Origin of the sequence: Mesoplasma lactucae ATCC 49193 (assembly GCF_002441935.1) — a bacterium.
Taxonomy (GTDB): Bacteria; Bacillota_I; Bacilli_A; order Mycoplasmatales; family Mycoplasmataceae; genus Edwardiiplasma; species Edwardiiplasma lactucae.
Genome location: NZ_CP023668.1, coordinates 262,953 through 282,345, shown reverse-complemented (window position 1 = coordinate 282,345; position 19,393 = coordinate 262,953). Strand labels below are relative to the sequence as shown.

14 protein-coding genes are annotated in these 19,393 nt (G+C 29.7%); 3 read left to right on the top strand and 11 right to left on the bottom strand.

All coding sequences use genetic code 4. From position 1 onward, the window contains the following. Nucleotides 1-61 precede the first annotated feature (61 nt). From CP520_RS01190 to CP520_RS01170, 5 genes are read right to left on the bottom strand one after another with little or no spacing between them, the layout of a single operon-like run. On the bottom strand, nucleotides 62-2,986 hold the full coding sequence (locus CP520_RS01190) for a cation-translocating P-type ATPase (protein WP_444849122.1): 2,925 nt from the start codon (nucleotides 2,984-2,986) through the stop codon (nucleotides 62-64). A 29-nt stretch (nucleotides 2,987-3,015) separates the two neighbouring features. Continuing rightward, nucleotides 3,016-3,624 carry a ribosome biogenesis GTP-binding protein YihA/YsxC gene (gene yihA, locus CP520_RS01185; protein WP_096862659.1) on the bottom strand — a complete coding sequence of 203 codons (609 nt, stop codon included), beginning with the start codon at nucleotides 3,622-3,624 and terminating at the stop codon, nucleotides 3,016-3,018. A gap of 21 nt (nucleotides 3,625-3,645) precedes the next feature. Continuing rightward, entirely contained in the window at nucleotides 3,646-4,206 is a 561-nt protein-coding gene (locus tag CP520_RS01180; protein ID WP_096862658.1) for a hypothetical protein, read from the bottom strand. Then, nucleotides 4,199-4,852 carry a hypothetical protein gene (locus CP520_RS01175; RefSeq protein WP_096862657.1) on the bottom strand — a complete coding sequence of 218 codons (654 nt, stop codon included), beginning with the start codon at nucleotides 4,850-4,852 and terminating at the stop codon, nucleotides 4,199-4,201. The genes CP520_RS01180 and CP520_RS01175 overlap by 8 nt, the downstream gene beginning before the upstream one ends. A gap of 22 nt (nucleotides 4,853-4,874) precedes the next feature. Continuing rightward, nucleotides 4,875-5,525 carry a hypothetical protein gene (locus CP520_RS01170; protein ID WP_096862656.1) on the bottom strand — a complete coding sequence of 217 codons (651 nt, stop codon included), beginning with the start codon at nucleotides 5,523-5,525 and terminating at the stop codon, nucleotides 4,875-4,877. Nucleotides 5,526-5,697: 172 nt separating this feature from the next. Here CP520_RS01170 and CP520_RS01165 point away from each other — a divergent pair, with 172 nt between their 5' ends. The 3 genes from CP520_RS01165 to msrA all read left to right on the top strand — a co-directional run bounded on the left by CP520_RS01165 (nucleotide 5,698) and on the right by msrA (nucleotide 7,487). Further along, nucleotides 5,698-6,414: a hypothetical protein gene (locus CP520_RS01165; protein WP_096862655.1), complete on the top strand. Its 717-nt coding sequence runs from the start codon at nucleotides 5,698-5,700 to the stop codon at nucleotides 6,412-6,414. 107 nt (nucleotides 6,415-6,521) lie between these two features. Beyond that, nucleotides 6,522-6,959: a peptide-methionine (R)-S-oxide reductase MsrB gene (gene msrB / locus CP520_RS01160; protein WP_096862654.1), complete on the top strand. Its 438-nt coding sequence runs from the start codon at nucleotides 6,522-6,524 to the stop codon at nucleotides 6,957-6,959. Nucleotides 6,960-6,992: 33 nt separating this feature from the next. Then, entirely contained in the window at nucleotides 6,993-7,487 is a 495-nt protein-coding gene (msrA, locus tag CP520_RS01155; RefSeq protein ID WP_096862653.1) for a peptide-methionine (S)-S-oxide reductase MsrA, read from the top strand. Between the two features lie 38 nt (nucleotides 7,488-7,525). Here the strand turns inward: msrA and aspS are convergent, their stop codons facing one another. The 6 genes from aspS to CP520_RS01125 all read right to left on the bottom strand — a co-directional run bounded on the left by aspS (nucleotide 7,526) and on the right by CP520_RS01125 (nucleotide 19,381). After that, nucleotides 7,526-9,268: an aspartate--tRNA ligase gene (gene aspS, locus CP520_RS01150; protein ID WP_096862652.1), complete on the bottom strand. Its 1,743-nt coding sequence runs from the start codon at nucleotides 9,266-9,268 to the stop codon at nucleotides 7,526-7,528. Further along, nucleotides 9,268-10,533, bottom strand: coding sequence for a histidine--tRNA ligase (hisS, locus tag CP520_RS01145; protein WP_096862651.1), 1,266 nt, complete (start codon nucleotides 10,531-10,533; stop codon nucleotides 9,268-9,270). The genes aspS and hisS overlap by 1 nt, the downstream gene beginning before the upstream one ends. 14 nt (nucleotides 10,534-10,547) lie before the next feature. After that, nucleotides 10,548-12,818, bottom strand: a complete 2,271-nt coding sequence (locus CP520_RS01140; RefSeq protein ID WP_096862650.1) for a RelA/SpoT family protein — start codon at nucleotides 12,816-12,818, stop codon at nucleotides 10,548-10,550. 90 nt (nucleotides 12,819-12,908) lie between these two features. Then, entirely contained in the window at nucleotides 12,909-13,421 is a 513-nt protein-coding gene (locus CP520_RS01135; RefSeq protein WP_096862649.1) for an adenine phosphoribosyltransferase, read from the bottom strand. A 21-nt stretch (nucleotides 13,422-13,442) separates the two neighbouring features. After that, the gene (locus CP520_RS01130; RefSeq protein ID WP_096862648.1) at nucleotides 13,443-17,519 is read right to left on the bottom strand and encodes a protein translocase SecDF, variant type; all 4,077 of its coding nucleotides are present in this window, start codon (nucleotides 17,517-17,519) and stop codon (nucleotides 13,443-13,445) included. Nucleotides 17,520-17,689: 170 nt separating this feature from the next. Beyond that, the gene (locus CP520_RS01125; protein ID WP_096862647.1) at nucleotides 17,690-19,381 is read right to left on the bottom strand and encodes a YitT family ABC transporter; all 1,692 of its coding nucleotides are present in this window, start codon (nucleotides 19,379-19,381) and stop codon (nucleotides 17,690-17,692) included. Between the last annotated feature and the right edge of the window lie 12 nt (nucleotides 19,382-19,393).

The following is a 19,393-nucleotide window of genomic DNA, read 5'->3' as shown; positions in this document are numbered from 1 at the left end:
TTATACTAAAAAAGAAACCCTCTCGTAAGCAAGAGATGGTTTCTTTTGAACTATTTTTGAACTATATTGTTCTTTTTTGTTTATTTTTCTTTTTAGCAGCTTTTTCTTGAGCTTGATCTTTTCTAACAAGATCACTTACCATTTTACGGTTACGTTCTCAAGGGTTAATAGCATAGTGGTATCCGAAGAACACAATTGCGTCTGTTAATAAGATTAAGGCTGGAGCTGCAAATGCAAATCCGATAGCCATAAAGATAACTCAACAATTGCTTGATGTTCAACTTTTATCTCCAACTAAACTAAACACAGTATCATTTAATCCAGGAATAAATAAGATTAAAGTGTTTAAAACAACAGCAATGATTGAAGCAACTAATAATGATTTATTAATTGAAAATTCAACACGTTTGTATGATTTTCAGTTTGATAAACGAATGATGTGAGCAATGATTGCTGGTGATAAAGTAGCAACGATAAACATTGCAGTACGGCCATAAACAATTGCATTAATTTTTGCATCACTGTTACGGATAAATTCGTTACATTTTAATAATTCTTTTCATGAATCAAATTGATGAGAAGGACCATCTCCAAGAATTGTTGAACCAGCAACGAATTGATCTTTATTAATAGTTAATAAATTATCAGGAGTTGCTAACATTCCAACATAGAAAGCACCAATTAAACATCCAGCAAGAATAGTTGAGATTTTAATAATTGGTCATAGTAGTCCTTTTAATAAACCATTGTTTCCTTTAATTGGCGGAAGTGACATTAAAGAATCATCATTTGGACCCATTCCCATTGAAATAGCTAATAATGATTCAACAACTAAGTTGATTCATAAAATGTCAGTAGCTTCTAATGGTGAAGTATGGTTAATTAAGGAAATAATTAAAATTCCTAAAACGTTAGCAATATTAATTCCTAGAAGGAAAACAATTGTACGACGAATTTTTTGTCATACGTTTCTTCCTTCATTAACCCCTTTCATCATTGTTAAGAAGTTGTCATCAGTTAAGATTACGTCGGCCGCTTGTTTAGCAACATCAGTTCCAGTAATCCCCATGGCAACTCCAATATCAGCAATGCTTAAACTTGGAGCATCGTTAACTCCATCTCCAGTCATAGAAGTAATATTTCCTTTAGCTTGTAAAGCTTGGACAATACGAACTTTATGTTCAGGGTTAACACGAGCAAAAACTTTAATATTATCAATGACACGTAATAATTGTTGGTCATTTAATTTTTCTAAAGTAGCACTAGTCATTACTTCATATTCTGTATAAGCAATGTCCAAGTCTTTAGCGATTGCTAAAGCAGTTGTCGGGTGATCTCCTGTGATCATAACAACTCTAATTCCAGCATCGTGTGCTTCTTTAACAGCTTTAACAGCAGAATCACGAACCGGATCAATCATTCCAACGGCACCAACGAAAATTAAGTTCTTTTCATAATCTTTTTTCTTTTGTTCGTCTGAATAAGCAAATCCTAAAACACGAAGTGCGTTTTTAGAAAGTGAACCACTTTCTTTTAGGATTTCTTTTTTCATTTTTTCATCTAAATGTTGAACTTTATTATCTAATAAAATACGGTCACAAACTTTTAATAATTCATCAATAGCACCTTTAACACAAATGATATTATTTTTTCCATCTTTGTTAACTGTAGTCATTAATTTTCTTTCACTATCAAAAGGTAGCTCATCAATACGTTTGAATTTCTTACGATATTCTTGTTCATCAGCGCCCATCTTTTCAGCAAAATCAACTAATGCTAATTCAGTTGGATCTCCGATTCTTTCTTCGCCTTCAGTTACTGCATCATTTGGTAGTAATAGAAGTTTTTTGAAGATATCTTTTTCAAAGTTATTAGCCAAGTTTACATATTCTTTAGCATCAACAACTTTATTATCTGTGATAACTTTTTGAACAGTCATTCTATTTTGAGTTAAGGTTCCAGTTTTATCTGTACAAATAACGTTAACTGAACCTAAAGTTTCCACGCTTGCTAGTTTTTTAACAATCACGTTTTCTTCAGCTAAACGTTTAGTTGAAAATGAAAGTGTAATTGAAACAACAGCTGCAAGTGATTCTGGAATAACTCCGATTGCTAAAGTAATCGCAACCATTAGATAGTTACTTCATGCGTTTTTTTCTCCAGTAAAGTATAGAGAAACGAAGATTACAACAGCAATTAAAACTGCAAAAACAGAAATTCAGTAACTGAATTTTGTTAATTTCTTTTCTAAAGGGGTTTTGGTATCAGTATTTGCATTAATAGTTGCAGCAATCTTACCAATTTCAGTTTCTTCACCAGTTTTAATCACAACTCCAACAGCACGACCATTAACAGCAAAAGTATTCATAAAACAAATATTTGTTTTATCAGCTAGAATGGTTGTTGGTTTAATTGGATTGGCGTTTTTATTAACTGGTAAAGATTCTCCAGTCAGGATTGATTCATCAACTGTGAATTCAGAACTTTCTAAAATTCTTAATTCAGCTGGGATAAATCTTCCAGCTTCAATTAAAACGATGTCACCAGGTACAAGATCTGCAGCATCGATTTCCATTTGCTTGCCATCGCGCATGACAACAGCCCGTGGTTTTGACAATGTTTTTAAACTATCAACTGATTTTCTCGCCTTTACAGTTTGTACAGTTTCTAAAACTGCATCAATTACAACGATTGCAATAATCACAATAAAATCAATGAAGTCACTAGCATGAACTGGTTGATGTCAATCACCAATTCTTGGCGCTAAAACTGAAATTACAGCAGCAATCATTAAAATGATTTGTAGAGGTTCAACTAAAGCTAGTAAAAAAGTGATGTATCAAGGACGAACTTTTCCTTGTGGAAGAACGTTCTTACCATATTTACTTAAACGAGCTTCAACTTGTTTATCTGTTAATCCAGTTTCAATATTTGTATCTAAATCCTTTTCAACTTCCTGAGTTGGTAAGGATTCTCAATTATCAATATTATTATCCATTTCTTTCCTTTCAATCCCTAAACTTCAGGGTTAACCTCCAAACGTTTACAAATTTCATCATAAACTTCATTCACATTTCTTTTATCAGTGTTTGAAATTTTAATAAAACCATCACTTGGCTTTAATTCTAAAGTGTCACGAATCATTTTTTCATTTTTCTTGATTTCGTTTTGTTTTAGTTTATCTAATTTAGTTCCAACAACAACTACTGGAAGCTGGTAGTATTTTAAATATTTATACATTCCTAGATCATCAGTGGTTGGTTTATGGCGTAAATCTACTAACATCACAACCAATTTTAAATTAGGTCTAGTTTCCATATATTGGTTCATCATATCAGAGAATTGTTCTTTCATTTTACCATTTACTTTAGCATAACCGTAACCAGGAGCATCAACTATTCGAAATAATCCTTTATTAATATCAAAGAAATTTAATAGTCTAGTTTTCCCAGGTGTTGAAGAAATCTTTGCTAGTTTTTTATTATTTGTTAAAGCATTAATAAATGATGATTTCCCAACATTTGAACGTCCTACAAATAATACCTCAGGAATATCATCATCAATTCAGCCTTCAATTCCAGCTGCAGATTTAATAAATTCTGATCATTTTACTTTCTGTTCCATTATTTAAATCTCCTTTCTTTTTTATTTTCAAAAACCATTATCGTTTAAAAAATCTTTTAATTGTCATGAATAAATAACTTTCATGCGTTTAATATTACCAGTGATTTCTTTGTCACGATAATCAATATAAAGATATTTTCTATGGTTTGATTCTGATATTTTTGTAATTGAATTTCTATCAATAATATCACTTGATGAAATTAAGGTATTATTCTTAATTGCTATAATTAACGCGTTTGCTTGCTTTTGTGAAACTAAGATATAGGCAATTGCAAAAACAATTTCAATTAAGAATAAACATTCAAAGATATAGCCAACAATTTTGCTAGCATCTTCATGTGAGTCTTTAATACATTCATAAACGATAAATAGAATTAAAGCTGCTATGTAAAATAAACAAATTACGATTAATAAAGCTAATAAAGTTTTAAAAACTTTTTTATCTTCAAAGATTGGTAAGCCTTGTTTTTTAAAAGCATAAATTTGTTTAATGCTTCTATAGGTAGAAAAAACAAATAGACCAACAATTATGGCTACAACTGTAGCCAGAACAAATCCAGAAATTATCATTCCACTATTCATTTTCTTTTCCTCTTTCAATTAATTCTTGTAAAACAACAACAGTTTCTATATTTTGATTTACAACTTCATAAACACCAAACTTTGTAGTCATCATAAACCCTCTATAGAATTCTTTTCCTAAAGGAATCATTGAAGGATAAACTCTGATTAAATCCTCAATTGGGATTAAAAGATTTTTTCCACCATCAACAATAAGAACTCTTTCATTAGTAACAATCAAAGGCCCTTTCATATCAGGTTGTTCAAATTTATGGCGGGTGCTTTTTAAAGAATAAGTTCAACGCAAAATCCCGGTTTCGGTTTGTCAAAGACGATCATCTTCGTCTTCATCAGGATCGGGATTTTGGTTATATTTACGATATAAGCGAGACTGTTTTTTACTCTTACCGATTCCATCATTGTACAATCTCACCATTTTTTCATACACAAATAATTCTTCACCATCGCGTAATTTTAAATCAGTAGCTAAGGGAATTAAATCTTGATTCAAAGCTTTTAATTCATCAAATTCTTGAAAGTATTTTTCACGATCAGAACTCATGACTTTATGTTTAGCATTAAAGCTAAAAGCTAAAATTCCAAAAATAAGAAGGGACAAAAGTCAAACACCAACTACAACAATCAAAGCGATATATTTAGCGTCCATTATTTTATTCCTTCCTTAAAAATTATTCTTCGTCTTCAAGATCTTCACTATCATCATTTAAGAAATAAATGTATGACAATAAAGCGTCAGCTTCAACTAATAAAGTATAGATATCTAAATCTGCTCCTGTTAAAGTTTTAAAAGTATTAGTTGCAAATAACATTACAATTCCTAATCCTTCTGCTCAATCTTTAACTTTTTCATCTCTTTCAATGATTCTTAAAACGTTCATTGATTCAGCATTTAAGTAGTTAGCAATATTTGGATAATCTAAAACTTTTTGAATTGTTGTTTTAAAGTTATCAGTTAGGTGTTTAACAACAACGTCAACACCGATATCTTGATAGTCTGATGAAACTAATAAGTTATCCATGTATTTGTTTAAAAAGATTGGCTCATTTAATAAAGCAAATAATTCATATTCACCTTGTCATGCTTCATCTTTAAAAATTTTGTTAGTAAAATCTAATAATTTTTTGTTTTCTTTTTCTCATTGATGGTAATCTTCAACTTCTTCATAGTTGGCAATAATTTTTTCTAAATGTTCAATGTCTTTGTAGTTTAAACTATCTAATAATTCTGCTGCATAATCTAAATTAGCGATTACTAAGGCGATTCCTTTTTCAAAGAATTCGAATTCATTATCTAATTGTTTTTTTGGGTTGTTCATCATTTTAAAGCTCCTTTAAATAGTCATCTCTCATCTGACCACCTTGTTAGTTATATTATATCTTATTATTATTTCTTTTTTAAAAACTACATTCTTCTTGCTATAACAAAGTTTTTAATTAAGATTTTCTTTATAATTGAAAGTAACAAACGAGAAAAAAGGGAAATGATTAATTGTGATTGAAATTATTAAACAAAACCAAAAAGAAATTGATGTTAAAAATTTAAATTATATAAATTCTTGATTTGATAAAGCAATTATTAAAAACCAAAAAGACTTAATGAAATATTTAAAACGTTTTAATTGAGAATCAAAAATTACTAATAATTTAATGAAGTCAAAAGATCAAATTGACTATAATGCCTTTATTAGAAATGCTAATATTTCTTTCCAACTTTTAGTTGCTAAAGAAGAAGGCATGGAAGCAAATATGAAAGTAATTCGTAAATTCAGAAAAATGATAAATGAATTTGGTGAACAATCTGCTTTAGTTTCTTTATTAGAAATCATCAATGAATATTTCAATGAAATTAATGAAAAAGAAATTTGAGATCGTCAAAAATTAGTAGTTAGTTTAGTTAATAAAACCATTCTTAAACTTTACCAAGCTTTTCAAAAAATGTATCTACACAATATGGAACATGACCCTGATTTAAAAAGTAAAGTTGAACAAGTTTTTGAAAACGACCGAGTTTATTATGATAAAGTTTTTGATCCAATTCCAAGTTTAAAAATCCTTTTCAAATTCGCTTCTTTAGCTTTTAGAAGTAAAAAAATCTCACAAGAACAATTTAATGAAATCTATTTCAATACCTTGTTTGCCAACAGTTATTGAGTAAATTTAAGCTTTTATTCACAAAACTTTGTAAACAGTATTCGTAATTATAATTAATATCTCAAAGACATTTTTAAAATGTCTTTTTTATTTTCAAACTTTCTTTTAGTTAGTTAGGTTTTTCAACCTTAAAGTAGTAAAATACTTTCAAGGAAGTGAATTATATGGATAAAAAATGAAAACAATTAAATAAAAGTGAACTAGACCCACTTGAATATGAAGTAACTCAAAATGCAGCTACAGAACCTGCATTTAGAAATAAATACTGGGATAATCATGAAAAAGGAATTTATGTTGATGTCTTAACAGGAGAACCTTTATTCTCTTCAACAGATAAATATGATTCTGGTTGTGGATGACCTAGTTTTACTCAACCAATTTCACAAGCTGAAGTTGAATACAATCAAGATTTATCACACGGAATGAACAGAATTGAAGCTCGTTCAAAAGATAGTGACTCACACTTAGGACATGTATTTAACGATGGACCACAAGACAAAGGTGGTTTACGTTACTGTATTAACTCTGCTGCTTTAAGATTTATCCCAAAAGATAAAATGGCAGAAGAAGGATATGGAGATTATTTAAAATACGTTAATTAATCTTTAAACAAAAAAAGAAAGAAGGAAAGCAAAATGAAAAAAATTTATTTAGCCGGAGGATGTTTTTGAGGACCTCAAGCAGCCTTTGATTTAGTAAAAGGTGTAACTAAAACAGTTGTTGGTTATGCTCAATCAATTATTGATAACCCAAGTTATGAAGAAGTATGTACTGGATTAACTCGTGCTGCTGAAACTGTTGAAGTAACTTATGATGAAAGTATTATTGATTTAAAAGGAATCTTAGATAATTTCTTTAAAATGATTAACCCAACAACTTTAAATCGTCAAGGACCTGATGCTGGTACTCAATATAGAACTGGTATTTATTCAACTGATGAAAAAGATTTAGAATTCGCAAGCGAATATATTCAAAAATATGTTCAACCACAATATAGATTACCTGTTGTAGTTCAAGTTCAACCACTTGTAAACTTCTACCCAGCAGAAAACTATCACCAAGAATTCTTAAAAAAGAATCCAAACAGACATTGTAATATTGATTTATCACAATTTGGAAATAATAAATAAAAGAAAAACTTCTCAAGCTTAATAACTTGAGAAGTTTTTTATTTTTCTAAATCTAATTTAATGTGAACTTCTTTTAATTGTTGATCTGTAACTGAATCTGGTGCATTTGTCATTGGATCAATTCCTCTAGCATTTTTAGGGAATGCAATCACATCACGAATTGAATCAGCATTAGTTAATAACATCACAATTCTATCTAATCCTAGTGCTAAACCAGCGTGGTATGGTGCACCATAATTATAAGCGTTAACGAATCATCCAAAGTTATCTTCAACTTGTTTATCGGTTAATTCAATTGCTTTAAACATTCTTTCTTGTAATTGAGGATCAGTAATACGACGAGAACCTCCCCCAATTTCAAATCCATTCATAACAATATCATAAGCATCAGCTAAAGCTTCTTTTTTATTAGTATCAAAGTCATTTAGTGATTCTTCCTTTGGCATTGTGAATGGGTGGTGACATGCAACATAACGGTTTTCTTCTTCACTTCATTCGAATAATGGGAAGTCAACAATTCATAATAATTTGTAATCAGTTGTGTATAAATTAAACATTTTTGCTAATTGGTTACGGATTGCTCCAAATGTTTGAGAAATTTTATCGTATTCTCCCCCATTAATTAAGAAAGTTGCTTTTCCATCAACTAGGATATTAAATTCTTTTAATAAAGCATTCTTTTCTTCATCACTCATAGTTGAAGCTAAACTTCCACTTCAAGCTTTGTTTTCATATTTTGCAAAAGCAATTCCGGAAATATGGAATTGACGAGCCATTTCATCAATTTCTTTTAATTGAGACTTACTTAGGATTTCTTCAACAGCAACTCCTCGAATTGAAGCTTTTTCATCATTTAATTTTTGCATTAATTTATTTTCAGAGTTTTTGAAAATATCATTTAAAGTATGAATTTCTAAACCAAATCTTAAATCTGGTTTATCTGAACCATATAAATCAATTGCTTGTTTATAAGGCATTCTTTCTAATGGTTCAGTAATTTCAATTCCTTTAATTTCTTTTAAGATTTGTTTAATTAAAGTTTCAGTCATTTGCATAACATCATTTGAATCAGCAAAACTCATTTCCATATCTAATTGAGTAAATTCTGGTTGACGATCGATTCTTAAATCTTCGTCTCTAAAACATTTAACAATTTGGAAATATCTATCATATCCAGCAATCATTAATAATTGTTTAAACAATTGTGGTGATTGAGGTAAAGCATAGAATTTACCTGGGTTTAATCTTGAAGGAACAATAAAGTCTCTAGCTCCTTCTGGAGTAGATTTTGCAAAAACTGGCGTTTCAACTTCAATAAAATCATTATCATTGAAGTAATTACGAATAATATTGTTAACTTTTGAACGAGTTTTTAAATTATGTTGCATTTCAGGGCGACGTAAATCTAAGTAACGATATTTTAAACGAGTGTCTTCTGAAGCTTCAACTCCATCTTTAATTTCAAAAGGTGTTGTTTCTGATTTGTTAATGATTTTTAAATCATTAACTTCAACTTCAATTTCTCCGGTTGGAATATTTAAGTTTTTTGATTTTCTTTCTTTAACGATTCCTTCAACTTGAATTACATATTCAGGTTTCAAATCTTGAATTAAAGCTTCATGATTTTCATCGATTACTAATTGCGTAATTCCATGAATATCTCTTAAATCGATGAAAGTTAATCCACCTAATTTTCTTATTTTTTTAATTCATCCTTGCAAGGTAACTTTTTCTCCAACATTAGCTAATGTTAAGTCACCACAATTATTTGTTCTAATCATTATTTGTTTTCTCCCACTATTTTAGCGATTGATAATCAATCATTTAAATCAACTTCAACTTCTTCTCCTGAAGTTTGGTTCTTTAATTTTGCTTTATTAGTTTGTAATTCTTTTTCTCCAAGAATCATAACTTCTTTAGCGCGGTATTTTTCAGCTTCTTTGAACCCTGATTTCATTGTGTTGTTCATTAAATTGAAATCAACTTTTAAATTAGCTTCTTGTCTTAAATTATTAATAGCTTTCATAACTTGATCATTAAAAGTTAAAACAATTACATAAATATCTAAATCACCATTAATTGGTAAATTAATTTCTTCATTTTCTAAGATATCTAATAGACGTTCAATTCCTAATCCAAATCCAGCAGCTGGAGTACTTGGGCCACCTAATTCTTGAACTAAATTATTATATCTTCCCCCACCAATTAAAGTTAATTGGTCTTTATTGATTTGACTATCATATTTTATTTCAAAAACACAACCAGTGTAATAATCTAAACCACGAACTAAATTTGCATCAATTGTAGTTTGATATCCCATTTGTTTTAGTAATTCAACTAAATCATCAAAACGAGTTTGGTCTTCTGGTTTTAAATAATCACTCATAACTGGTGCATCAGTAAATTTAGCACCATCAATTTTACAATCTAAAGCTCTTAAAGGGTTTTTTTCAATACGAATTTGACAATCAGAACATAAATCATTAAATGATTTCAAATAAGTTCTTAAAGCTTCAGTATATTTAACCCTTTCTTCTCCATTAACTAAATAGTTAATGTGAATGTTTGCTCTAGTATCAAGTTGTAATGCTTTTAAAATATCCATAGCTACAACAATGATTTCTAAATCTTGTTTAACATCATCAGCACCAAAAGTTTCAATACCTAATTGGTTAAATTGGCGTTGTCTTCCAGCTTGGGGACGTTCATAACGATACATGCTTTCTTGATAAAAAAGCTTTAAAGGTAAGTTGTTTAAAACATAAAGTTTGTTTTCAATTAAAGCACGCACAACACCAGCGGTTCCTTCTGGTCTTAAAACAAGGTCACGACCTTTTTTATCTTGAAAGTCATACATTTCTTTTGAAACAACATCAGAAGTTTCACCAACACTTCTGACAAATAATTCTTTTGCTTCGAAAGTTGGAGTGACAATTTCATGATAATTAGCTTTTTCTAAAACTTCATGGAATACTTCAGTTACATAACTCAAGATTTCCATTCTTCTTCCATAAATATCGCTAGTCCCGCGTGGTCTTTTAATCATTTTAAATCCTCTTACTATTTATTATTTGGTTCTTCAATCACACGATCAACTTCTAAAACACCAGGAATTGATTTCATGGCAGTAATAATTTGTCTTAACTGATCTGAATTATGAACTTTTAGTTTCACAACTCCAGTTGAAGTAAATGTTTTTTCATTAGTATTAGCTGATGCAGAAATAATTGCTGCATGTAAACTAGATAAAACTTTGGTTATGTCATATAAAAGGTTTGGTCTATCATTTGAGACAAATCTAACTTTTGTAACATAATTCTTATTTTGAATATAGTTTTTGTTTCAACGAACAGAAACTAATCTTTTTTTATCTTCTTCTGATTGAACATTGGTACAATTTGGAAGATGAACTTTAATTCCATTTCCCTTAGTTACATACCCAACTACTTCTTCATATGGAATAGGTAAACAACAGTTGGCGATTTCAACCTTCATATTTGAAATTCCATCAACTATTAAATCATTGTTAATATCTGGTGCTCATTCATCACCTTTGTTGATTTGGTCTAATAAAGCATCATCTTTATCAACAGTTAAATCTACAAAGTATTTTTCAACAGCATCTTCAACTTTAATTTTACCATTTGCAATTTCTAAATAAATATCTTCAAGACTTTGATATCCGTCTTTTTTAAGTAATTCTAAAGTTTCTTTTTCGCTACGACGTTTATTTCTGATATTTTCAGAGTTAATATAAGAAATTACTTGTCCTTTTCCTTTAACTAAAGTTGCTTCTTCTTTATCTTTTTTATTTTGAGTTTCAGAATCGGAATTCATATTAGCAGCTAATCATTTTCTGATTTTGTTTCTAGCAGAAGAAGTTTTTGCAATTTTTAATCAATTTAAGTTAGGGGTTTGAGTTGGTGAAGTTTTAACTTCAATTACTTCTCCTGAATGAATCACTGTATTTAATGGAGAAAAGACTCCATTAATTCTAGCTCCAATTGCTTTTTCTCCAACTTCAGAGTGAATTCGATAAGCAAAGTCTAAAACTGTTGATCCATATGGAAGAGTAAGCACATTTCCATTTGGAGTTAAAACATAAATTGTTGAAGTAAAGATATCTTCTTGTAAATCTTTTTCAAGATTAGCAGCATCAGTTTCATCATTATTCATAGAAATAATACGTTTGAAAATATCTAATTTGTCATCAATTTCTTGTTGTTTTTGAGCAGCTGAAGAGTTGTCATTTTCTTTATATCTTCAGTGAGCAGCAGCCCCCATTTCAGCATATTCATCCATTTCTTCAGTTCTGATTTGAACTTCAAAAATCATTCCATTTTTATTAGAAACAGTTGTGTGTAATGATTGATATAAATTGTTTTTTGGTGTTGCAATATAGTCTTTAAAACGACCAGGAATCGGAATGTATTTTTGGTGGATGAATCCTAAAATTTTGTAACAATCATCAACGTTTTTAGCAATAATACGGATCGCTAAAATATCATTGATTTCATCAAATGTTTTTCCATACATCATTTTACGATAAACAGAATAAATAGATTTTTCACGACCAAAAATTGCTTTAATTTCGATATGTTTTTCATCATTTAAAAATTCATTTAAATCAGTAATGATTTGGTTTACTTCAACAATACGTTCTTTACGTTGTTCTTCTAAAAGTTTGCCAATTTTTTTAGCTTCTTTTGGTTCAAGAACTTGGAAGCTTAATTCTTCTAAAGCAGACTTAGCCCCGTTCATTCCGATACGGTGAGCAATTGTTGAATAAGTATCTAGAGTTTCTTTAGCAATAATTTTTTGTTTATATTCTGGTAAATTTCCAATAGTTAACATATTATGTAGACGATCACAAATTTTAATAATCATTACTCTAATATCTTGAGCCATTGATAAATACAATCTGCGTAAATAAGTAGCTTTTAATTGTTGACGATTATCTTTTGCAAAATAACTAACTTTAGTTACGGCTTCAACTAACATATTAACTTCTTCACCAAATGCTTCAGTAATTTCTCCTGGTTTAATTGGTGTATCTTCAATTACATCATGTAATAAACCAGCAATAATTGTTGTTGGACCCATTTTGTATTGTGCTAAGAAATAAGCAGTAGTTAAGGGGTGATAAATATATGGATCGCCATTAGCTCTTTTTTGTTCACCATGTTTTTCTTTGGCAAAATCATATGCTCTTTGAATGTCTGCTAATGCTTTTTCATCTTTAATATAAGTTTTAACTTCGTTCATTAACACTTCAGGGTCATGAATTTCTTTTAAACGAATTTGATAGTTTTTTTCTTTTTGAATAGCCATGTTAATAAACTCCTCTAATTAAAATAATTATATTCTATGAACACGATAAATAAAAACGAACTCTCAAAAAGTTCGTTTCTATCGTTATTATTAGTAGTTAATTAATGATTTAACTTTGTATTTCTTTTCTAGTTCTTTATCGTGTAATTCGGTAATATCAGCTAAAAATTCAATACCAACAATTTCAGCATGTTCTTTATCGATTAATTCGATAATTGCATCAATTGTTCCTCCTGTAGCTAAGATATCATCAACGATAACAACTTTATCATTTGGAGTTAAATCACCTTGTTGCATTTGTAATTTACTTGTTCCATATTCTAAAGTATATTCTACTTCATTAGTTTTTCTTGGTAATTTACCAGGTTTTCTAACTAGAACAAATTTAGTTCCTGTTACATAAGCAATAGCACTTGCAAAAACAAACCCTCTTGCTTCTGGAGCAACAATTGCAGTTGCTCCTTGTTCTTTTACAAATTGTGACATTTCATCAATCACAGCTTTAAATGCCTCAGGATCATTTAAAAGAGTAGTAATGTCTTTAAACACTACCCCTTCTTTTGGGAAATTTGGAACATCTGTAATATATTTTTTAAAATCCATTTCTCTTCCACCTCTGTTTTATTAATCGTTAATTCCTTTAACGATTTGTTCTTCTTGGGATACTTTAAGTGAATTCACGAAGTTTTTATAACCGAATGCACTTCTGATACGTTTCTTCTCAAAGAATACTCAAACAGGTACCACAATAAATAATGATACTATTGATCCCACAATAATTCCAATTAAAATAATTAGTCCTAAACTGAAGATTGATGGCATTGTAACAGTCATCACTAATGCAGTTGCTAAGAATAAGACTCCAATTGTTATCATTCTTCAAACTGAGAAGTCAATTAATTTACCATATAAGTCTTTAAAGTAAAGGTTCTTACGTGATAGTTCATTAATTTGTTTATCAGTTTTAATTTTGAATTGTTTGAATTCTTCGCCATCAACTTTTTTAACTGTTTTGTATTGTTCTTGAAGTTGTTCAAGTTGAGTCTGCGTATTTTGTTTTGCTTCAGCATCAATACTTACTCCACGTTTTTCACGTTTTTCGTATGAATGCAATTCTTTTTTCAATTTCTTGATTTCTTTTTTAAGATTTGCAAGTTTTTGTTTATAATCATATTTCTTTTGGCGAATATCAGCGTTTAACTTAATTTCTTTGTCAAAGTAAGTTTCTAATTTGTCTTTCTTTTCAGCGTTTAAAGTATTCTTACCTTTTCCTAAAACTAACATCATTGTAATTAATGTGAAAGTTATTAAGAAGGCAATTCCACTTAACATTTCAACTGAGAAAGGAATTCTGAAGATTACCGCTAAAGCGAATACTAATCCAACAGCTAAAACCAATCCTAATGCTAAAGCCACATAGTAAGTTCATTTAAATCTAATTACCATGTAGATGATTAAGGCTGCAAGCATAATTCCAAGAACAATTCCGATATCACGTAATTGTTGTGATGATGAGTAAGGAGCTAAATCATAAGCTTTTAATCCATCATCAACGTTTGCGTCTTCATCAGTATTAATGTTTCATTGTCCGTTTGCAATAAAACGTAATAATTTTTTAAATTGTGATCTTGAGTGTTGGTCTGTTGAATTTGAAGTAATTTGAACAGCTGCACTTGGAGTAGGATCATTACTTGGATTCAAGAATATGTAATTTGGTATGACTTCGAAATCTAACCTACTTGATTTTAGCTTAATTCCAGTAGCTGAACCATTGATTGTAGTGTATAAATTTTCATCAATTACATATTTATAAAATTCAGAAACAATATTAGCTTTTTCTGCATCAGTTAATGGTTTTTTACTATCAGCTGCTTCTTTTCTTAATTCAGCAAGCTTGTTTCTTAATTTTTGAGCATCATCTGATTTATTATCATCATTAATCATTGCTCCAGGTTCGATAATTTTGTCATAAGTGTTTGATAAAGCAGCGGTTGAATTATTTGCATTATAAACTACAAAGACTTGTCCTTTACCATAAGCAGAACTATATCTTGGTCCAATTGTTCCACCAATAATTGCTGCTAAAACACCAATTAATAGAATTATTGGAACAAGAATCATTCCTACACGACTAACTCATTTTGTCTTGTTATAAACGTTAGTCTTTTGAGAAATTGATAAGTCGTTAATATCTAAATCTTTTTGTTCAGTTTCATCAACTGCTTGTTCACTGTTTAATTGAGTTAGATAATCAATATCTTCGATTTGTTCATCAAATTTATTTCCAATTCAAGATTCTTTATTTTCTTTTTTAAAGAATTTAAGAACTTTTTGTTTTCATTGTTCTAAGCGAGATTTTTGTTTATTAAGTGACTTAACAGTTTTTTCATCTTGAAGAACAGTTTTTTTATCAAGTTCGACTTCTTTTTTAGCATACTCAGCTTGAAGTTTTGCTAATTTATCAGTCATTTGTTTAATCTTTATTAATTCTTTACTTGTATATTTAGTCTTCTTGTCCATTTTTGCTAAATATTGTTGGCATTGATTAATGTCGTATTCTAATTTAGCTGTTTTAAATGATCTAAATTCAGTATCAATTGGTAATAATCATGGGTTATCGATAACTCATTTGCTCTTCATTAATAATCAATAGATTAAACGTCCTAAACATAATCCTAGAATCAATGCTAAGAACACCCCGATTGTTGCTAATGTAGCAAAGTTTTTAATTTCACCATTTCCAACTCAGAATAAGACAACACTTGGAATGAAGGCTGCAATTAATGCGTCAATTGCAATTGATCAAGTTTCTTTATTACTAATTTTGAATGATGTCATAGCTCCTTGATGCTTCTTATAGAAGTTATCTTGGAATGAATCAAACAGAATCATACTTACATCAACAATTACTGCAATAGTTAAGAATAACGCACATATGAATTGTGGACCAATAGCGATATGGAATCCTAAAGAACCAATTAATAATAAGAGCGCTGCAGAAGTTGCTGCAATTACTATTGTATATAACCCCATTAATCTGTAGAAGAATAACAAGAATAAGGCCAAAGCTAAAGCAATGATACTTAAGAAAACGATTGAAGCAATATATGCGCCATGACTAACTGAAGGTGTCATAGGTACAACAGATTCAACAATATAACTAACTCCAAGAGTATTTTGTTGGATTGAAGCAACAGCTTTTCTTGCAGTAGTTTGACTATCAGTTGGAATGTAAAATCCTGTGCTCTTTAATCTGTCAGAAGACCCAGAACCCAAGTCCTTTTCAGCAATAAAGGCAACGTCGCTTGAAACTAGACCTGGCACTGAGACTTTATTGTCTTTTTGTGAAGTTGCATCAATAATTGCATATGGACTTTTATAATTTCTATATAAAAAGTTGTTTTGTAGAGAAGGATATAGTTTCACAAGATCTTTATTTAAACCATAAGCACCAGTATTCTTATCAATATTGTTTGCTGAATCAGCAAAGATAATTTGTGTCATAAAGAAGCTTGTTGTAATATTAAAAGCTTCTTGTTTAGTGATTTCTAAAGAGTTTAGTCCAGTAGTTCCAGCATAGTCAAGTTCAAATTTTAATTTATCATTTAAGCCATTTGGGGTTCCAGAATCATAAATAAAGTTTGAAGTAATAGCTGGAGTGTACCCTAATTTAGTAACAGCTACAGATGAAGAGGTGCTAGCAGGAGTAAAAATTGACAACATAGCTTTAAAAGAATTGTAGTTACCGGTTCCGGAAACAGTTAGACCACCAATGTTGATTGAACTTGAACCCCCATTAAATTGATTAGTTTTGTCTAATAAAGAAATAGTTTGATTTATTACAGTTCCAGCACCAGTGATTGTATAAGTAATTGTCCCAGAGAATAAGTTTCTTAAAACAAGAGCTTTGATTTGATCTTCTCGCTTGTCGCTTTTTTTAAATAATTCATATTGTTTTTGAGCGGGAACAATAATTTGATCATAGTATGCTTGAGTAAAATCTTCTCTTGTATCATCAAGGGTATAGAAGTAACGTAATTCATTAATCAATTGTTCATAATCGGTAACAAAAGTTAGCCTTGGTTGTTTTTGGTCTTGTGTTAAAGCGCTAATCACATCCTGTAAAACATAATGGTCATTAGCGCCTTTAGAAGTTTTTAATGACATGTTTACAAACGGAGAACGACCTTGACCATTGCCTAAAGAAGCAGTTGAAACAGATTTATCAAAAATTAAATCTGAAGTTGCTCTTTCGTTATTTGTTTCAACCGCTTTTTTAACTGCATCTTCTGAATAAATATCAGAATAAATTCCATTAACATCTTTTAATATGAACATTCCACCATTTGATTCAATTTGTTGACGGAAATTTAATGGATTATTATTATAAGCAGTTTTAGAAGCGCGAACTTGTAAACGATCTTTTCCTTGGATATTAATATTAATTTGTTCATCGTTAAAAGGTGAAAGTTTTTCTTGAAGAGATTTAGACATCTCTTTCATATTTAACTTATCTTGTTGTTTTGTATTATCACTTTTAACTAAAACAGAGGCTTGGTATGTTCCATTGTATTCAGCGCCATATTTAGCATCTTTACCAACCTTGACGCTTGATAAAACAATCCCTAAGACAAGGGCAACAGTTAATAATAAAATGCTTAAAAGACGAATTATTTTGCGTCCGTTAGTTTTTTTGTCCATGTAACTACTTCCCTTGTTAATTATTTCCTCATAAAAGATAAAAAAGTCTGACACACTAGATTAGTGTTGTCATAACTTTTTTAATTATATATGATAAACACTTTCATTTATACCTTTATTATAGGAATATCTTATGAATTTTGTGTTTGAATTTCTGTATTTTAACGAGATTATTTAGATTTCTTTTTGAAAAAATTCTTAATCTTATCAAACATTGTATATGGCCAACGTTGATGTCTATTTTTCACTTTTGCATCGTGTTCTTTAGCTTTTTTAGCAGCAGCTTTTTTTCTACGTGCTTCTTTTTGACTGTTTTCTATGATTTCACTCTTGGTTTTTTGAAATGAAGCACGTTCGATTTTTTTCATTTGACGTGGATCATTAACAATTTGAGAGTGGAAGTAGTTTTGAGTATGGTCATTACTAAACTCATAGTCAAATTTTCCTTCAATTTTCTTAGTTGCAATGACTTTTACATGCATGTTTTCATCTTGTTCAAAGATAAATTGTTTGATGTTTTTTCAGTTAATTACAGTCATTGATAAAGTCATAATACGTTTATCAGTTGATTGAATTCCTTTTACTAAGATTTCATCAGGTTTTTCAATTGTGATTTCATTTCTATAACCATTGTCTTGTAAGACTTTGATAATAGCATCAGGTTGTTCAGTACTAATTACATAGGTACGAACTTTGAATTTAGGATATCCGGCATTTGTAGTAATTGAAGAAATAATTACATAAACAATTGATGCAAATAATGATGGCCCAAATACGTAGTAGAAACGCATTTTGTTAATCATACCTTTAGTATATTTAACATCAAATAAACTTTCATCAGCCAATGAGGTAATCATTAATTGATAAGTTTTTTCAAATTCCATTTTATGATTAACCATTGCATCCGCAAATCTATCAGCATCAGTTGAACCATTTAAGGCAATTTTGTTAGCGGTTGATTGAACATTAAATGAATGTTGCAGCTCTTGAAATCAAGTTAAATCACTTTGATTTGTATAAATTCATTTTGCAAAATCAGTTAGTTCTGAGTCACTTGCTTGGTTTAAAACACTGACTTTAGTTTGAGCTGAAATTTCATTAACTCCCATTAAAGCAGTATTTAAAATAATAATTAAAGCAAGAATTATATAGTTAGCATAAGCATTAACTGATCCAATGTTTTTGTTTTTCTTTTGAGAAACATACATTGTTACAAAATCAGTTCCTCCAGCTGAACCATTAGCACGATAAACTCATGAATAAGCATACCCAACTAAAGCTCCTCCAATAAATGCGAAAACGAATAATCAGATAACTGAGTTTCAAACGCTTCCGAATTTTGAAATTAAAGGATAATCAATAATCATGTGTCATGATTGAGGATTAATAACTGGAATGTGACTTACAATTTGATCAAAAGCAATTTGTAACAAAATGTACAATAAGGTTAATAATGTAAACCTTAAACCAAGCTTTCATAATCCAAAAGCAATAAAAGGGATATTAATTACTAAGTATCAAATGTAGTAATAAGTTCCTTGTTTTGCAATGATTTCAGCACTAGTTCCTGGATTTGTTTTAACAGCAATAAACTTAGCAATTGAACCAAGTCCTCCAGGATAAACCCCTTGTCCCCCTGTTGGCGACACGAAGTAGTCAAAAGCAATCATTGTTAAAAAGGCTGAAAGAATAATTAATAATAAATCTTTCTTAAATTGGTGCTTAAAATAATACTTATTTGCTAAGCTTTTTTGTGATTTTGAAATAAAGTCATCTTTATTTTTTTCATATAAAGGACTTTTGTAGATTTCTTCACTATCGATTGTTGTTTTTTTAGTTTTTTTACTTACTTGTTCAGACATCAAATCTTCTTC